This is a genomic window from Haladaptatus sp. SPP-AMP-3, assembly GCF_049568665.1.
GTDB lineage: Archaea > Halobacteriota > Halobacteria > Halobacteriales > Haladaptataceae > Haladaptatus > Haladaptatus paucihalophilus.
Genome location: NZ_CP145897.1, coordinates 630,229 through 645,789 on the forward strand (window position 1 = coordinate 630,229; position 15,561 = coordinate 645,789).

Annotated in this window: 17 protein-coding genes and 1 tRNA gene; 11 read left to right on the forward strand and 7 right to left on the reverse strand. The window is 58.4% G+C overall.

What is annotated here, in order from left to right:
• Nucleotides 1–38: 38 nt before the first annotated feature.
• Entirely contained in the window at nucleotides 39–629 is a 591-nt protein-coding gene (locus V5735_RS03795) for a plastocyanin/azurin family copper-binding protein (RefSeq protein WP_423745156.1), read from the forward strand.
• A gap of 1 nt (nucleotide 630) precedes the next feature.
• On the opposite strand, the gene V5735_RS03800 is transcribed toward V5735_RS03795, so the two are convergent.
• Complete coding sequence (locus V5735_RS03800; RefSeq protein WP_069453110.1) at nucleotides 631–1,188, reverse strand: NAD(P)/FAD-dependent oxidoreductase; 558 nt, start codon at nucleotides 1,186–1,188, stop codon at nucleotides 631–633.
• 34 nt (nucleotides 1,189–1,222) lie between these two features.
• Nucleotides 1,223–1,699, reverse strand: coding sequence for an SRPBCC family protein (locus tag V5735_RS03805; RefSeq protein ID WP_423745157.1), 477 nt, complete (start codon nucleotides 1,697–1,699; stop codon nucleotides 1,223–1,225).
• Between the two features lie 86 nt (nucleotides 1,700–1,785).
• Here V5735_RS03805 and V5735_RS03810 point away from each other — a divergent pair, with 86 nt between their 5' ends.
• Complete coding sequence (locus tag V5735_RS03810; protein WP_423745158.1) at nucleotides 1,786–2,376, forward strand: arsinothricin resistance N-acetyltransferase ArsN1 family B; 591 nt, start codon at nucleotides 1,786–1,788, stop codon at nucleotides 2,374–2,376.
• Here the strand turns inward: V5735_RS03810 and lrpA1 are convergent.
• The 3 genes from lrpA1 to V5735_RS03825 all read right to left on the reverse strand — a co-directional run bounded on the left by lrpA1 (nucleotide 2,369) and on the right by V5735_RS03825 (nucleotide 5,729).
• Nucleotides 2,369–2,797, reverse strand: a complete 429-nt coding sequence (lrpA1, locus tag V5735_RS03815) for an HTH-type transcriptional regulator LrpA1 (RefSeq protein ID WP_423745159.1) — start codon at nucleotides 2,795–2,797, stop codon at nucleotides 2,369–2,371. The genes V5735_RS03810 and lrpA1 overlap by 8 nt on opposite strands.
• A 104-nt stretch (nucleotides 2,798–2,901) precedes the next feature.
• On the reverse strand, nucleotides 2,902–3,837 hold the full coding sequence (locus V5735_RS03820; RefSeq protein WP_423745160.1) for a thiamine pyrophosphate-dependent enzyme: 936 nt from the start codon (nucleotides 3,835–3,837) through the stop codon (nucleotides 2,902–2,904).
• Nucleotides 3,838–3,839: 2 nt separating this feature from the next.
• Nucleotides 3,840–5,729: a 2-oxoacid:acceptor oxidoreductase subunit alpha gene (locus V5735_RS03825; RefSeq protein WP_423745161.1), complete on the reverse strand. Its 1,890-nt coding sequence runs from the start codon at nucleotides 5,727–5,729 to the stop codon at nucleotides 3,840–3,842.
• A 296-nt stretch (nucleotides 5,730–6,025) separates the two neighbouring features.
• Between V5735_RS03825 and V5735_RS03830 the strand changes: the two genes are divergently transcribed.
• Together V5735_RS03830 and V5735_RS03835 are read left to right on the forward strand one after the other, a co-directional pair.
• On the forward strand, nucleotides 6,026–9,397 hold the full coding sequence (locus V5735_RS03830; RefSeq protein WP_423745162.1) for a PKD domain-containing protein: 3,372 nt from the start codon (nucleotides 6,026–6,028) through the stop codon (nucleotides 9,395–9,397).
• Between the two features lie 40 nt (nucleotides 9,398–9,437).
• Nucleotides 9,438–10,385 carry a hypothetical protein gene (locus V5735_RS03835; protein WP_423745163.1) on the forward strand — a complete coding sequence of 316 codons (948 nt, stop codon included), beginning with the start codon at nucleotides 9,438–9,440 and terminating at the stop codon, nucleotides 10,383–10,385.
• 26 nt (nucleotides 10,386–10,411) lie between these two features.
• Here V5735_RS03835 and V5735_RS03840 read toward each other — a convergent pair whose 3' ends face one another.
• Both V5735_RS03840 and V5735_RS03845 read right to left on the reverse strand, forming a co-directional pair.
• Nucleotides 10,412–10,627 carry a hypothetical protein gene (locus V5735_RS03840; RefSeq protein WP_423745164.1) on the reverse strand — a complete coding sequence of 72 codons (216 nt, stop codon included), beginning with the start codon at nucleotides 10,625–10,627 and terminating at the stop codon, nucleotides 10,412–10,414.
• Nucleotides 10,628–10,630: 3 nt separating this feature from the next.
• A complete protein-coding gene (locus tag V5735_RS03845) occupies nucleotides 10,631–11,671 on the reverse strand; it encodes an Mrp/NBP35 family ATP-binding protein (RefSeq protein WP_423745165.1) in 1,041 nt (346 codons plus the stop codon).
• Nucleotides 11,672–11,846: 175 nt separating this feature from the next.
• On the opposite strand from V5735_RS03845, the gene moaA reads away from it, so the two are divergent.
• From moaA to V5735_RS03880, 7 genes are all read left to right on the forward strand, one after another.
• The gene (moaA, locus tag V5735_RS03850) at nucleotides 11,847–12,821 is read left to right on the forward strand and encodes a GTP 3',8-cyclase MoaA (RefSeq protein ID WP_423745166.1); all 975 of its coding nucleotides are present in this window, start codon (nucleotides 11,847–11,849) and stop codon (nucleotides 12,819–12,821) included.
• Between the two features lie 76 nt (nucleotides 12,822–12,897).
• Entirely contained in the window at nucleotides 12,898–13,674 is a 777-nt protein-coding gene (locus V5735_RS03855; RefSeq protein WP_423745167.1) for a M99 family carboxypeptidase catalytic domain-containing protein, read from the forward strand.
• Nucleotides 13,671–13,964, forward strand: a complete 294-nt coding sequence (locus V5735_RS03860; RefSeq protein WP_423745168.1) for a hypothetical protein — start codon at nucleotides 13,671–13,673, stop codon at nucleotides 13,962–13,964. Before V5735_RS03855 ends, V5735_RS03860 begins: the two co-directional genes overlap by 4 nt.
• 82 nt (nucleotides 13,965–14,046) lie before the next feature.
• Nucleotides 14,047–14,131 (forward strand) — tRNA-Ser (locus V5735_RS03865).
• Between the two features lie 16 nt (nucleotides 14,132–14,147).
• On the forward strand, nucleotides 14,148–14,654 hold the full coding sequence (locus V5735_RS03870; protein WP_423745169.1) for a 30S ribosomal protein S13: 507 nt from the start codon (nucleotides 14,148–14,150) through the stop codon (nucleotides 14,652–14,654).
• Nucleotides 14,654–15,175: a 30S ribosomal protein S4 gene (locus V5735_RS03875; RefSeq protein ID WP_007978885.1), complete on the forward strand. Its 522-nt coding sequence runs from the start codon at nucleotides 14,654–14,656 to the stop codon at nucleotides 15,173–15,175. Before V5735_RS03870 ends, V5735_RS03875 begins: the two co-directional genes overlap by 1 nt.
• Nucleotides 15,172–15,558 (forward strand): 30S ribosomal protein S11, encoded by a 387-nt coding sequence (locus tag V5735_RS03880; protein ID WP_007978883.1) that lies wholly within the window; start codon nucleotides 15,172–15,174, stop codon nucleotides 15,556–15,558. The genes V5735_RS03875 and V5735_RS03880 overlap by 4 nt, the downstream gene beginning before the upstream one ends.
• Nucleotides 15,559–15,561: the final 3 nt, after the last annotated feature.

The following is a 15,561-nucleotide window of genomic DNA, read 5'->3' on the forward strand; positions in this document are numbered from 1 at the left end:
CCAAAGTATTCAGTACCCATCGGTACGAACCCCCGCTCATGACAGATGGGGAAGCGGATGAATCAGTCACTCGACGTGGATTTCTCCTCGGTTCTGCGGGTGTCGTCGCGGCGGGCGCGGCCGGAACGGCGGCCGCACAGGAAGACGGCACGACGACCAGTTCCGGTGAAAACAACAGCAGTTCCGGCGGCGGCGGTGGCGCGACGAAGACCGTGAAGGTCGGTCCGGGCGGCGACCTGGTGTTCGACCCGGACAAGTTGACCGTCACGCCCGGGACGACGGTCGAGTTCGTCTGGGAGTCGGACGGCCACAACGTCGTCCCCGAGAGCCAACCAGAGGGCGCCGGCTGGGAAGGCTCGGGGAGTGCGAGCGAGTTGTTCGACTCGGGCCACACCTATTCGCATACGTTCAGCACGGCCGGCGAGTACGCGTACGTTTGTGCGCCGCACAAGAGCGCGGGGATGACCGGTTCCATCACCGTCGGTTCCGCGTCCGGGTCGTCGGAACCGGCGATTCCAGGTAACGCGAAAACGCTCGGCATTGCGACGTCGGGCGCGCTCGCGTTCACCCTCTCGATAGGATACTTCTTCATGAAGTTCGGCGGCGATTACGGCGAAGCGGTCGAGTAGCCTACTCCGCGTCGTCCGGCGTATCGAAGTCGTGGAATGCACGTCCCTTTTCTGTGCTCAGAATATCCAAGCCAGCGGCCGCGCCGCCGCCCACGGAAATCGCCGCCTGTATCTTGTCCGCCCGGGAACACCAGCCCGCGGCGTAGGCGTTTTCGACCGTCGTTTCGTTGTCCGAGTCGGTTTGCACCGTCCCGTCGTCGTTCAGCTCGCAACCGAGGTCCTCGGCCATCTCGCGCGACCGCCCGGTGGTGAAGAGGACGTAGGTAGCGTCGTATTCGCCGTCGGCGGTCGTAACCGTGAACCCGTCGTCGGACGTCTCGACGTTCGTGACCTCCTCGCCCTGCTTTCGGTCTGCCCCCTGTTCGTCCACCTGCTCGCGGGCGATTTCCATGAATTCCTCGCCGTCGATGCTCTTGATTCCGAGGTAGTTGAACAGGTGTGCGGCGTGCATCGCGGTGTCGTCGGTATCGAAGACGACAGTATCGAGGCCGTTTTTCGCGGTGAACAGTGCCCCACTCAATCCGGCGGGACCGCCGCCGATGACAGCTACATCTGACATGCGGTGTCAGATACCACGCTGACGATGATAAAGTTCATCGCTCCAGCAGTTTCTTCGTCTTTCGGTGTCGATACCGGAACATCGGTTCGAAGCCCACTTTTGCGAGCGGACTTCCCGGTTCACCCAGCGCCGGGAATCGGTAGTTCACCACGTCGCGTATCAACGTCTTCCCGTCTCCGGCGTAGAACTGGTGAGTGTGTTGCCACTCGGGAAACGGACCGTCTTCCATCACGTCCCGAAACATCGCGGCCCCGTCTTCCTTCTCGTGCCGGACGATTTTCGAAACCCACCGTTGGCGCGGACCGACGTCGAACGGCCGAAGCGACAGCCGGATTTCCGTTCCTTTCCCCAGCACGTCCGGGTCGGACTCTCCCTCCGGTCCGCGGATTCCCTCCACGCGGAGGTTCATCCATCCCGGTGTGAGCGCCTCCAAGCCGTCGATGGTCGAATAAAACCGCCACACGTCCTCGAACGGCGCGTCGACCCACACTTCGCGCTGATAGGTAGCCATCGTTCGGGATTCCGTCGCTCACCTCAAAGGTCTTGTGCGCAACCAGTACGACGGCGATTTATCCCGATTGCGAACGTACACCTCCCATGCCAACCCTTCGGCTCGCCGAGGCGGCCGACGCCGCCGACATCGCGGCCATCTACGCACCGGTCGTCCGCGAAACGGCCATCTCGTTCGAGACGACGCCACCGGACGAAGACGAGATGGCGGACCGCATCGAAACGACCCTGCCAACCTATCCATGGGTAGTCTGTGAACACGACGGCGAACTCCTCGGCTACGCCTACGCGGGGTCCCACCGGTCACGCGAGGCGTACCAGTGGTCAGCGGACGTGTCTGTGTACGTCCATCCCGGCCATCGTCGGTCGGGCGTCGGGAACGGTCTCTACGAGTCTCTGTTCTCGCTCCTCGAAGAACAGGGCTTCTACAACGCGTACGCCGGAATCGCGCTCCCGAATCCCGCCAGCGTCGGACTCCACGAATCGCTCGGATTCGAACATGTCGGGACGTACGAAGCCGTCGGCTACAAAGACGACGCGTGGCGGAGCGTGGGCTGGTGGCACCGTCGGCTCCGACCTCTCGACGACCCGGAACCGCCGCTCCCCCTAACTGCGGTACCGGAGAACGCCGTGGAAGACGCGTTGAACCGCGGCCGCGAATCGATACGAATCACTTGAGTCGCTCTTGGAGGAACGACGGATGGGCTGCGGTGACGCCCTCGATGGTGAGAATATCGTCGCTGATGACGCCCCCGACCGCATCGCCGTTCGGCGCGCGCACTTCGGCCATCAACATGTGGTCGCCGCTGCACGTGTAGAGCGTATCGATATCTTCGAGTTCCTGTAGTGCCCGGGTCGCCTCGACGTAGCGTTCGCTTTCGACGTCGATACCGACCAGAGCGATACTCTGGCTCGACAGCTTCTTCGGGTCGATTTCAGCAGAATAGCCGACGATGACGCCTTCGTCTTCGAGCTGGTCGATGTATTTTCGAACGGTCGGTTTCGAAACACCGGCCCGGTCCGCTATTTCCGAGTACGACGCTTGCGCATCGTCCTCTAACACCCGGAGAATGCGGTCTTCGGTCGATTCCGTGCTCATGTTACCAGTATGTTTCCCGCACAGGAAAAAATACCTTGCGAATTGAAAAACACATTGGCAACCATGAAAAGGTTGTTCGATTCGTCGAGAACGGAGAAACGAGATTACTTGTGGCGGTCGAGGAAATCGTAGCTCCGTTCCCACTCGTAATCGTCGTCGAAGTACCGCTCTGCGAGCGGCGTTTCCGGCATGTCGCCCGTGGATTGTTTCTCCTGCTGGTAGGAGGGGCGCTCGTCGTTCACGTAGAAGCGGCCGGTGAGGACCTTGCCTTCGTAGAGCGCGTCCTCGGCGTCGTGCATCGCTTCCATCGCTTCACGACGGTCGTGGATGTCGAAGTCGTAGTCGTCGCTGTCCTGCACGTCGATGTACGGGACGTACTGCTTTGCGTCCTTGTTCCACGTCGGACACTGCGTGAGGAAGTCCACGTGTGCGAACCCGTCGTGTTCCATCGCCTCGGCGAGGATTTCCTTCGCCTGGTTCGGGTTGACGGCCGCCGTTCGCGCGACGTACGTCGCACCCGAGGTGAGCGAGAGCGAGAGCGGTCGAATCGGGCTCTTCGCGTTCCCGCGCGGCTGGGTCTTCGACTTGTGTCCCTTCGGCGACGTGGGCGACGTCTGGCCCTTCGTCAGCCCGAAGATCTCGTTGTCGAAGACGATGTAGGTCATGTCGTGGTTCTCACGAGCCGTGTGCATGAAGTGGTTCCCGCCGATTCCGTAGCCGTCTCCGTCACCGCCTGCGGCGATGACTTCGAGGTCGGGGTTGGCGAGTTTTGCCGCTCGTGCGACCGGCAGGGACCGCCCGTGGATGGAGTGGAAGCCGTAGCTCTGGAAGTAGCTCGAGAGCTTCCCGGAACAGCCGATACCGGTGACGAGAAGCGTCTCGTCCGGCGTGCGGCCGACCTCGGGCATCGCCTGTTTCAGCGCCTTCAAGACGCCGAAGTCCCCACAGCCCGGACACCACGTCGCTTGCGGTTCGAGGCTGGGCGTGAACTCGTTCACGTCGATATCTCGCTCTTCGTCGATTGCGTTGAATACACTCATTTTCAGTCACCCGTTGCGGATTCGATGCGCGTGTTGTGCGCTGGCTCGGCACTGCCGTCGAGTCGTGCTTCGAAGCCGTCTACGACGTCGGTCGGCTCGAACGGGTTGCCGTCGTATTTCAGCAGGCTGAACAGCTTGTCGCCGTGCTTGCCGGTCGCCGCCTGAATGTGGCGGCGGAACTGTGCCGTGGCGTTCATCTCGACGACGAGCGCTTCGTCGACGCCTTCGAGGAACGAATTGACCTCGTTTTTCGGGAACGGAACCATGTCGCTGACGTTCATGGCTTTGACCGAGTGGCCGTCCTCGTTCAACATGTCGACCGCCTCTTCGACGGCACCCTTCGTGCTGCCGAAGTTGAGGATGGCGTAGTCGGCGTCCTCGTCGCCGTAGGCGGTCTGGTGGGACTCGTCCATCGCGTCGAGTTCGTCGCGGATGGCGTCGAGTTTCTCCATCCGTCGGTCCATCTGCGTGACGCGGTTGTCCGGGTCCTCGCTGATGTGACCGGCCTCGTTGTGCTCGTTACCGGACGCGAGGAAGTTGCCGCCCTTCTGTCCCGGCAGGGAGCGCGGGCTGACGCCATCTTCGCCGTCGTAGCGGTAGCGCTTGAAGCGACCGGCGAGACGCTCGCCCTGCTCGATGTCTTCCTCGGTCACGACTTCGCCGATGTCCGGGTTCGGCTCGCGGTCGAACGTGGACTCCGTAACTGTCTCGTGACCGCCGGAGAGTTTCTGGTCGTAGAGGATGATGCTCGGAATCTGGTAGTTGTACGCGAGTTCGAACGCCTTGCGCGTCTGGTTGTACGATTCCCGCGCGTCTCCCGGTGCGAAGACGACGCGGTTCGAGTCGCCCTGACTCGTGTACAGGACGTGCTCGAGGTCGCCCTGTTCGGGCTTCGTCGGCATCCCGGTCGAGGGACCGGCGCGCATCGATTCGACGAGCACGATGGGCGTCTCGGTGATTTCCGCGAGTCCGAGCGGTTCGGACATCAGCGCGAATCCACCGCCGGACGACCCGCTCATCGCCTTTGCACCCGCGTGGCTCGCACCGATTGCGAGCGAGGCGGCGGCGATTTCGTCCTCGACCTGCTCGGAGATTCCACCGAGGTCGGGGAGATGCTGGGTCATGATGGTGAACACGTCGGTCCACGGCGTCATCGGGTATCCGGAGATGAACCGACATCCTTCGTCGATGGCACCGTAGGCGATACCGTGGCTCCCCGAGATGAGGATCTGTTCCTCGTCGTGTTCGCTCTCGGGAACCGTGACGCCGACGTCCGTGTCGTAGTTCTCCTTGAGGTCCTCGTAGGATTCTCGAAGAATTTCGAGGTTCGGTTCGAGGATTTTCTCCGGCATGGCCTCGCTCATCAGTTCCTCGACGATTTCGAGGTCGAGGTCGATGATGGCGCACGTCGCGCCGACGCCGGCCGTGTTTCGCATGACTTCGCGGCCGTGCTCCTTGGCGAGTCCGCGAAGGTCCAAATCGAAGACGTGCCAGTTGTTCTCCTCGACTCGCTCCTCGAAGTCCGGGATATCGTCGGTGTCGAGCAGTCCCGAATCGTAGATGATGACGCCACCCTCGCGGAGTTCGTCCAAGTTCTCCGACAGGGGCTTTATCTCTTCGTTGCCGTAGTAGGCTTCTTCCTGTGGGTTTCGCGCGAAACTGTCTCCGAGCGCGAGGAGGAAGTTGTAGTTGTCCCCCCGCGATTTGACTTCGTGGTCCGCCGCGCGAATCTCCACGTAGGTGTGGCCGCCGCGAATGCGCGACGGATAGTGTCGGTGCGTGAATACGTGTAACCCTGCTCGCATGAGGGCTTTTGCAAAGTTCTGACTCGTCGAGTCGATCCCGTCACCGGAACCGCCTGCGATTCGCCAGATGAGTTCGTCATCCGTCATAATTGAAGCTCCTGGCCTCCCGGGCCTAGTGGATAAGAGTTGAGTCGCAAGGTGGTAAAGCCTTTGCCATAGATTAGCAAGGAACTATTGTGATAGATGCCCCGTGACGGCTGATTTCAGGTGTTTTGGCTGGATAAACTCCGTATTTATTAATGATTGTTTAACCGTCGATGGACGGACCTTTATGGCGCCCATCGATTATTGGATCTTCTTTTCTGAGCGAATGTTTTAATATATAAATACCGATAAATCAAATAACTTTTTAAAGCAAAACGATGCAAAACTCGCCGAATCTCATGAATCGAGTCGTATCGAGCACCATCGTGCTACTACTACTCACGACGACATTTCTGCCGTCGGTAACGACGGCGAACGAACCGCCACTCGCGGACGCTGGCCTCGACCAGCACGTCGCGCGAGGAAGCACCGTTCTTCTCGACGCAACCGGTTCTCACGACCCGGATGGACACATCGAGGGATACGTCTGGACGATAGAGACACCTGATAATCGAACGATCGAACCGAACTGTCCGAGTTGTCCGCAGACCCGATTCCGTCCGAACGCCGTCGGAACGTACACGGTATCCGTGACGGTTACCGACGAGGACGGTACTAAAAGTCGAGACTCGCTCTACGTCACCGTGTCGCCGGGAGAGCCCCCGACTGTTGACGTCTCGGGTTCACGCACCCCTCGCGTCGGCCAGCAAACGGTCTACTCTGCAACGATCGATGCCGGTTCTGCATCGCTCGACCACATGGTTTGGTCCCTCGATGGAACGGCTATCGCCACAGATTCGCTCTCGGGTGCGAAAGACGTCGATACTATCACGCGAACGTTCCCGAACACCGGTACGAGAACGGTTACCGCTACTGTGTACGATACGGACGGACAGACAGACACGGATTCGCTCGATTTGTCCGTCCAATCGAACGGAAGCCCTCCACCATCAAGTTCCACTGCCGAGAAGTACACGCCGACTGTTGCTGGTGATTCACTGATCACTGGGACGGCACCGTTTCGTGGAACGTATCGTTTGAAGTCTATCCCCACAACGAATCAAATACGTTCCGTCCGTTGGTTTGGAGACGGCGTACGACTCGCAAGCGGTCGAACGCTGACGACCGACTGGGAAGCGGGTGACCATTCGCTGTACGCCGTCGTCTCCTACTCTGATGGCTCCCACGACATCGCCCGTTTTTCCGACGGGACGACCACCGTCGTAGCCGACCCCAAACCCACGATTGACCTCCTATCGCTCGACAGTTATGGAGCAGTTTCTGGTCGAACTACCGCGACAGACCCCTACGGTAACCTGCAATCGGTTCGCGTCCGGCTCGGTGGGAAGGGAATCGGCCACACCAAAATGGATGCCACCTCGCCCGGAGCGATGCAGCGACAGCGATCGGTTTCTTTCAACACCCGGGATTTCAAGGTCGGTAAGAAGTACACGCTCTCCGTGACGGCAGTCGATTTTCACGGGCAAAAAAGCACGCTGAAACGGACCATAACACCCGCGAAGATGCTGGAAATCATCCAATCCGGGTTCGTTAAAAACGATGTCGATTCGTACGATGAGCGGATTGACCCGAAACGATATACTGCACACCACGTGACGAAAATAGATTTAAATGGGGTAAATCCGTCGAATATTCAAGAAGTAAGTGTCGGAGAGATGCGTCATATTCGAGTGATACATAAAGACAGAACAAAAGAGGGAGAAACATTATTCATAAAAACTCTCCTTGCGGGGAGATTCCCTAAAAACTATAAAATAGATAGGGAATATGATGTATTAAATAAAAGGACTGGCAATCTAGAAACGGCTCTCTCCAGTGAGTCCACTCTCCACGTACACCCCAGCCCCCCAGAAATTCGACTTTCGGTCATCCGCGATGGGGGGACCGGCTATCGTCCGACCAATCAGGGAATGGTTGTGGATGCGGGCGACTCGTTCGACCCGGATGGATCAGAGTTAAGGTATATCTGGAAACAAGGAGCTAATCCGATCACTCCGGATAACACGACGGCGAAGTTTAGCTCCGTCGAACTCGCTGGACTGGAAGTCCGCGACGGATACAACAAGTCCGCTTCGGTCAATTCCCACTTTCTCAACTACTTTGCGCCGGAGATTAAAAATGAGGAGTTGCTTTCGGACGGACCTTACAAACCAAACGAGACGATACGTCTACGGGTCACGACCGACCGATACAAATTTAGCAAAAATAGCTATCACCTTCGATATGATTTGGGAATTTCAATTGAAGGTGCATCCGGTTCGGTCACTGATTGGCAAAAAGACAAGATTACGAAGAGGAGTCTTAAAGAAAATTTCCACGGTACTGACCCGCGATACTACACTGGAATCGTGGAGATTCCAGCATCCCAACTGTTCCGGAAAAACGACACCGTGAAGGTGCGGGTATATAACGAAGAGAGACCGGAGACGTACAACGAGCTCGAAATTCCGGACGTTGAGGTAATGCGGAGATACGGTCAGTTCTGGACGAATCCCAGAATCAAGAGCACGGAGTATTTCGTTAACCGTCCGACGTACGACTGGAAACTCACAACATCGCCGGAGAAACGCGACCGCTATCTCTCGAAGGGATATTCGATCGATCAGAAGAGTCGTGATGGCTTCGAGTACTCCCTCGAAGAGCGCAAAAAGGTTCGGGACGCGAAATACGAAGATGTTGACCGGTCGTTCTCGACCGAGCTACAGCAGTCAGCGTTCTTACAGGGGCACCCGAACTGGTGGTCGACGGGGCGCGAGGCGGAGAAACACACCTATACGACGACCGAGCACGAATGGCACGATTCGAAATCGGGGAGAGGGAGATTCACGGGGGAGACACGGAGTGTGCAGGTTCACCCGGCGGAGTATCGAACGTTGAAACAGTTTGCTCACGAATACGAAGTGACGAAGACGGGGACGAGAACGGTCCGGAAGACGAAACAAGTCGAAGTGACGAAAACGGATACTAAATACGTGATGCAGTGTCGTCCGAATGGCATCTGTTTCGAAGTTTCGGAGCAGTACACATACACGACGACCGTCTCGAGGACGTACACGACGACCGAGGAATATACCTATACGGTCACCGAGACAGATACCTACTGGTCGTATCAAAAATTCCACTACGATGATTCGTATACGGGTAAACAGAAACGTGTGAAGGTCGAGGATGCAAAGTACGATACAGAGTATCGGTTCGAATACTCGGAACAACACACGAACGTAGACTATACGTACGGAGTGCAAACACGGGAGAAAGTCCGAGATGCACAGTACGAATGGCAAGAACAGTCAACGACGACGAAACGGGATGTCGCAATGTCGCTCGCCCGGAACAGTGATTGGCGAATCGGAAGTTATCGCCCGAACGTGAAGTGGAGTCTAAAGAAGCGGACGGGTACCGAGACCAAAACTGTCGATCAGTATCTGGAATCGGACACCGTCGTAATGACCTACGTGACTGCAAAAGTTGACCTCGTTCGTCAGTATGTTACCGAAGGCGGCGAAATTCAGAACAACACTGTCGGGGAGAAGATCGTTGATGAGTCCTTCCAAAATCTCCTAACCGACTCTGATCTTCGGAAGCAACTCAAACACCACCGAGACCAACGGGAAAACGGCTGTAATGGTGAAACAAACTGTATGACATAACACATTAAATTTATATAGTATATATGAATAAATCGGGGGTATGAGAGATAAAATACAAACATATACTATTGTACTAGTGGTTGTATTCTCGATTTCAATCCCGACTGTAGATGCTAATTCTGCTGATAACGGCAGCCCTGAATGTCATGTGTCGAATACAAGTGAGATGAGAATAGTGCAATCGCCTCGTGGTGTTTGTGTGAAATCTAGTCTGAAGAACAACATCGTTCATATTAGCGTCAAAAATCCACTATCTAGGACTCTACAAAATGCTGGATTCGTCGTATATGTAGATAATACCAGATTCCGAAGGTATTTTTCCACCATTTACTCGGGGGAATTAGTCAATAAAAATGTCAATATAACTACTGGGTTAGATACTACCAAAGACAGACATACTGCAACTGTTTCTACAGTCGGCAATCATACCACCTACAGCTTCACCGAGAAAATCAACGCATCGGCGACGGATGAAATCCCGACTCCGTATATTGCGAACGTCACGGTGGCCGATGGAACCATCGATGGGGAACCGTCCGCGGTTGCGTACGTCACGCTCGTCAACCCGTCGATGCGGCGATATCCGACGAAGCTGTTCGTTCACACGACAGGGACGGACGGGAGCTTCTATGCGCCATCACCACAGCCGAACAATTCGACGACGGTCAAAGTCGAACTGCTCGATAAACGCGGTACGAAAATCGCGGGTGAAGCTCGCTTGTACACCGGAAATCTCACGAAAAAACAAGGCGGACTCGATCAGGTCGGATTCGTCGGAAAGGCGGGAGAGGATACCCAGCAATGGAACGAGTCGTTCCAGTCGGTCCGTCCGACGTGGATGAACAATCACTATCAGTATGAAAACGACACGTATTCCCAGAGCTTCGGTGAGAAGTTAAGCGAGAACCGCAAAGTCGGTGGTGTACCGGTTGTCTATCTGGGACTGGTCGTGCTCGTCGGACTGCTTTTCGTTCGGCGGTGGCGCTGAACGCACACGGGTCGGCTTTCTCCGCGTCAGTTCTCGCTCTTCGTCCGAATTATCTCGCGCATGTTGATGAAGATGTCACGCGGGGTCGTCTCCTCGTCGGGGTCGAACAGGTCGCTGACCCGGTAGAGCATCGCGGCGACCAGTTTGCTCTCGCTGGAGTCGCCTCGGATGTCGTCGGCGATGTCTCGGAGGGTTTCCATTCGCTCCTCGTCGGGGTCGAACGCTTCCGTCTCGCGTGCCATGGTTCACTCCTGTTGCTGGCGGCGGCGGTTGATGATGCCGACGTTGTTGGCGACGTTTTCGGTCAGGGTGCGGAACGATTTGCCGGTGTCGCTCTCGTCGTCGAGGACGATGGGTTCGCCTTCGTCGCCGCCGCTTCGCACGGAGGGGTCGAGCGGTATCGAGCCGAGGAAGGGCATCTCGTGGTCCTCGGCGAATGCGGCCCCACCGCCGTGGCCGAAGATGTCGTGTTCGCCGCCACAGTCGGGACATTTGAAGGTGCTCATGTTTTCGGCGATGCCGAGGACGGGGGTGTCGTGTTTGCCGAACATCTGGAGACCTTTGTTCGCGTCGTCGAGCGCGACCTGCTGGGGCGTCGTCACGATGACGGCACCGGTGACGGGGACGCTCTGGAGGAGCGTGAGCTGTGTGTCTCCGGTTCCGGGCGGCAGGTCGACGACCATGTAGTCGAGCTGCCCCCATTCGACGTCCTCCCAGAGCTGTGTGAGGACCTTGTGAACCATCGGGCCGCGCCAGATTACGGGGTCGTCCTTCCCGGTGAGGAACGCCATGCTCATCAGTTTCACGCTGAACTTCTCGGGCGGGACGAGCTTCTGTTCCTCGGTGGCTCGCGGTCGCTCGTTGGCGTCGACCATCCGCGGGACGTTCGGGCCGTAGACGTCGGCGTCGAACAGGCCGACGCGGGCACCGAGCTTTGCGAGTCCTGCCGCGAGGTTGACCGCGACGGTGCTTTTGCCGACGCCGCCCTTTCCCGATGCGACCGCGATGATGTTTTTGACGCCCGGAAGCACCTGCTCTTCCGGGGAGAGTTGGGTATCGACGCGTGCGGAGAGTTCAGTGTCGATTCCCTCGTCGGCGAGCGCCTCGCGGACGCGATTGGCGATTTCCGACTCGTGGGGTGCGTACGGTGCACCGAGCGCGAGTGAAATCCGTGCTGTCCCGCCTTCGACCGTGACGTCGTTTACGAGTCCGAGGGAGACGATATCTTCGCCGAGGTCCGGGTCTTCGACCGTTCGGAGAACGGATCGAACGTCAGTTTCATCCATATGATGACGATAAGGAGGGATTTGTCGATAAGGCTTGTGAACCCCGAAGCCGGGAATTTCGATTTGTGAAGCTGATTTCCGCTAGCTGTCGAATTCACCGTAATTGAATTCGGTTACGTTCAGGTTGCATCCTCCCACGAGTTTAAGAATCCTCGCGCGCAAGACAGTGATACTAATGCTCGAAGACTCGTTCGGGCGCGAGGTTACGGGGGTGCGCGTTTCGCTGACCGACCGGTGTAATTTCGATTGCGTCTACTGCCACAACGAGGGACTGGGCGATACACGCGGACCGATGGAGCCGGGTGACGACGAAATGGGTACCGACGACGTGGTTCGGTTTCTCGAAGTCGCCCGCGAGTTCGACGTCGAAAAGGTGAAATTCACCGGCGGCGAGCCAATGCTCCGGGAGGACTTGGAGGAGATAATCCGTCGGACGCCCGACGGGATGGAGACGTCCCTGACGACGAACGGGACGTTTCTTCCGGGGCGCGCGGAGGAACTCCGGGACGCGGGATTGTCCCGGGTGAACGTCTCACAGGACGCGCTCGACCCGGAAGCGTTCGCGGAGGTGACGAAGAGCGGCGCGTACGACAAGGTACTCGAAGGGGTCGAAGCGGCGCTCGATGCGGGACTCGATCCGGTAAAGCTCAACATGGTCGTTTTCGAAGCGACGGCGGGATACGTTCCGAAGATGGTGGAACACGTCGCGGAGAACGACGGGTTGCAGTTGCAACTCATCGAATACATGCCGGAACTGACCGGCAATCCCGAGTGGGCGATCGACATCCAGCGGGTTCACGACTGGCTCGAAGAACAGGCTGACGAGATAGAAATCCGCGAGATGCACGGGCGGAAACGATACTGGGTCGGCGACGGAATGGTCGAAATCGTGGACCCGGTGGAGAACCCCAGCTTTTGTTCGAATTGTCATCGCGTACGCGTCACGCACGAAGGATTCCTAAAGGGATGTCTAAATCGTAACGACGATCTCCGACCGATGGGAGAGATGACGAAACCCGAAATCCGGTCGGCGTTTCGTGAGACGGTGGCGAATCGAGTCCCGTACTACGGCGAGTACATGGTCCGAAACGACGATGGGGAATGGGAGATAAACGACCGCTACATCGACGAGCAGTATATCGGCGCGTAATTTTTTCTCCGACGTTCGATTCTGACCACACCACCGGGCGACAAGGTTGATAATGCTCCACTGTGGCGGTTCCCGTATGCGACGGCGCTCACTGCTTTCGAAGACCGGCGCACTCATTGCCGGAGGGATGGCGATGTCGGTCGCCGGGAGCGGACGAGAGAGTCTCGACCCTTCCTATCGAATCCTTCCGGATACGAAGTACGAGACGGAGGTTTTCGTTCGAGAGGGGACGGACGAGGGGCCGACTGCGATGGTAGTCGGTGGGATACACGGTGACGAGCAGTGTGGTTATCGCGCCGCGAGCGAAATCGCGGGATGGCAGGTCGACCGGGGGAAACTGGTCGTGCTTCCGAAGGCCAACCGAGTGGCGATTCGAAGGAACCGGCGAGAAGGAGCACACGGCGACTTGAACCGTCAGTTTCCGACCGGCGAGAAACCGGAGACGAAGTTGGCTCGCGCCATCTGGGGTGTGGTCGAGCGCCACGACCCGGACGTGGTGCTCGATTTGCATCGGTCGGTCGGCATCTACGGCTATCACGAGTCGTCGGTCGGACAGGTGATTTGGCCGACGGACTCCGGACACGCGAGCGAGTACGCGAAGCGGACGGCGGAGGCGTTGAACGGGAACGTCGTCCCGTGGTACATGCCGTTTCACGAGTATCGCCGCGGCGGCGAACTCGACGGGTCGAGACCGATGCTGGTGCACAAGGTGGCGGGTGATCTCGACCGACCGGGGTACATCGTGGAGACGACAGAGTTCTTCCTCGACGCCGACACGAGGGTTCGGTGGGAGAAGGCGGTGGCGACCGACCTACTTTCACGACACGGTATCGAACAGCGAGGGAGCCGATGAGCGAGGCTGTGAACGTCCGGCGGCTATTTCTCGGACGCGCCGTCTGGGGCTGGTACCTTCTGTTGGTCGGTCCGGTCGCTCTCGGCGCGTTCGACACTCGGTTGATGACGCCGCTCGCCCTGCCGGGCTACCTCGCGCTCACCGTTGGAAGCGCGTTCGGGAGTTACCTCTTTCCGACGCTCGAACTGTGGGTGTTCTGGGTGCCGCTTTTCGTCGGCGCGTACGTCGTTTCGGTGGTGTTGGCCGCCGCGTATCGTGCGGTTCGGGAGACATTCGTTGCGTTTAAATAGTAACCCCCGGTAGAATGCAGTGCAGACACCTGTAGGGGCACGCGTCCCGAGTCCGGAAGGGCGAACATATACAAGTGAGCGTGTCGAGGTAGCCTAGTCTGGCCCACGGCGCAGGGTTGCTAACTCTGTGGCGTCAAGCCTCGAGGGTTCAAATCCCTCCCTCGACGCTCCAAACTATCAACCATGAGTACCGAACAACCACAGGACGAAGACGACGACCTTCGGTACTTCGTCCGCATCGGGCAAACTGACCTCGATGGGACGAAGACCGTAGAGCGGTCCCTCTCCGAAATGAACGGGATCGGTCGTCGAACGGCCCGAATCGTCGCCGAGGAGGCGGACGTCGACCGGAATGCGACGTTCGGCCGACTCGACGATGACGACATCGAACGTGTCGTTGAGGCCGTCGAAAACTACGCCGACGAAGTTCCTGCGTGGCTTACGAACCACCGCAAGGAGTACTTCTCCGGCGAGACGACCCACGAGACCGGCAATGACCTGTCGATGTCCCGGCGTCGGGACCTCAACAGGATGCAGATGATCGACTCCTACAAGGGCGTCCGACACAAGCGTGGACAGAAGGTTCGCGGTCAGCGAACCAAATCCACGGGTCGTACAGAGGGTACGATCGGTGTCAACGTCGAGGAGATCAAAGAAGCCGCAGAAGAAGGCGGCGAGGGTGAAGAATAATGTCGCTCCCAGGTGAGAACACCAAGTTCTACGAGACGCCGAACCACCCGTTCCAGGGCGAGCGAATCGCCGAGGAACGCGGTCTGATGGACCGATACGGCCTGAAGAACAAGGAAGAACTCTGGCGAGCGCAGAGTGAACTTCGCAACTACCGCCGCGAGGCACGGTCCCTTCTCGGGGACATCTCCGGCGACGAAGTCAGCGAAAGCGACGAGTTCCTCTCGCGCCTGAAGCGACTCGGCATCCTCGACGATGGCGACGAACTCGGCGACGTGCTGCTCCTCGACATCACGGACGTTCTGGAGCGCCGTCTCCAGACCGTCGCGTACCGAAAGGGCCTCGCCCACACGCCGAAACAGGCACGCCAGTTCATCACGCACGGTCACGTCACCGTCGACGGCCAGCGCGTGTCGGTTCCGTCGTACAAAGTCGAGATCGACGAGGAGTCCGATATCTCCTTCGACGAGCACAGCCCGATTGCGGACGAACTGCACCCCGAACGGTCGGAGGGTAACGAATGAGCGACAACGACGAAACCTGGGGCATCGCCCACGTACACGCATCGTTCAACAACACCATCATCACCATCACGGACCTCACGGGTGCCGAGACGGTTGCGAAGTCGTCCGGTGGCTCGGTCGTGAAGCAGAACCGTGACGAGTCCTCGCCGTACGCGGCCATGCAGATGGCCGAGACGGTCGCCGAAGAGGTCAAAGCGGCTGGCATCGACGGCCTGCACATTCGCGTGCGCGGCCCCGGTGGCAACCTGCAGCAGAACCCCGGTCCCGGTGCGCAGGCGACGATTCGAGCGCTCGCCCGCGCCGGTATCGAGATCGGTCGTATCGAGGACGTAACACCGATTCCGCACGACGGTACCCGCGCACCGAAAGGTAGTGGATTCTAAACC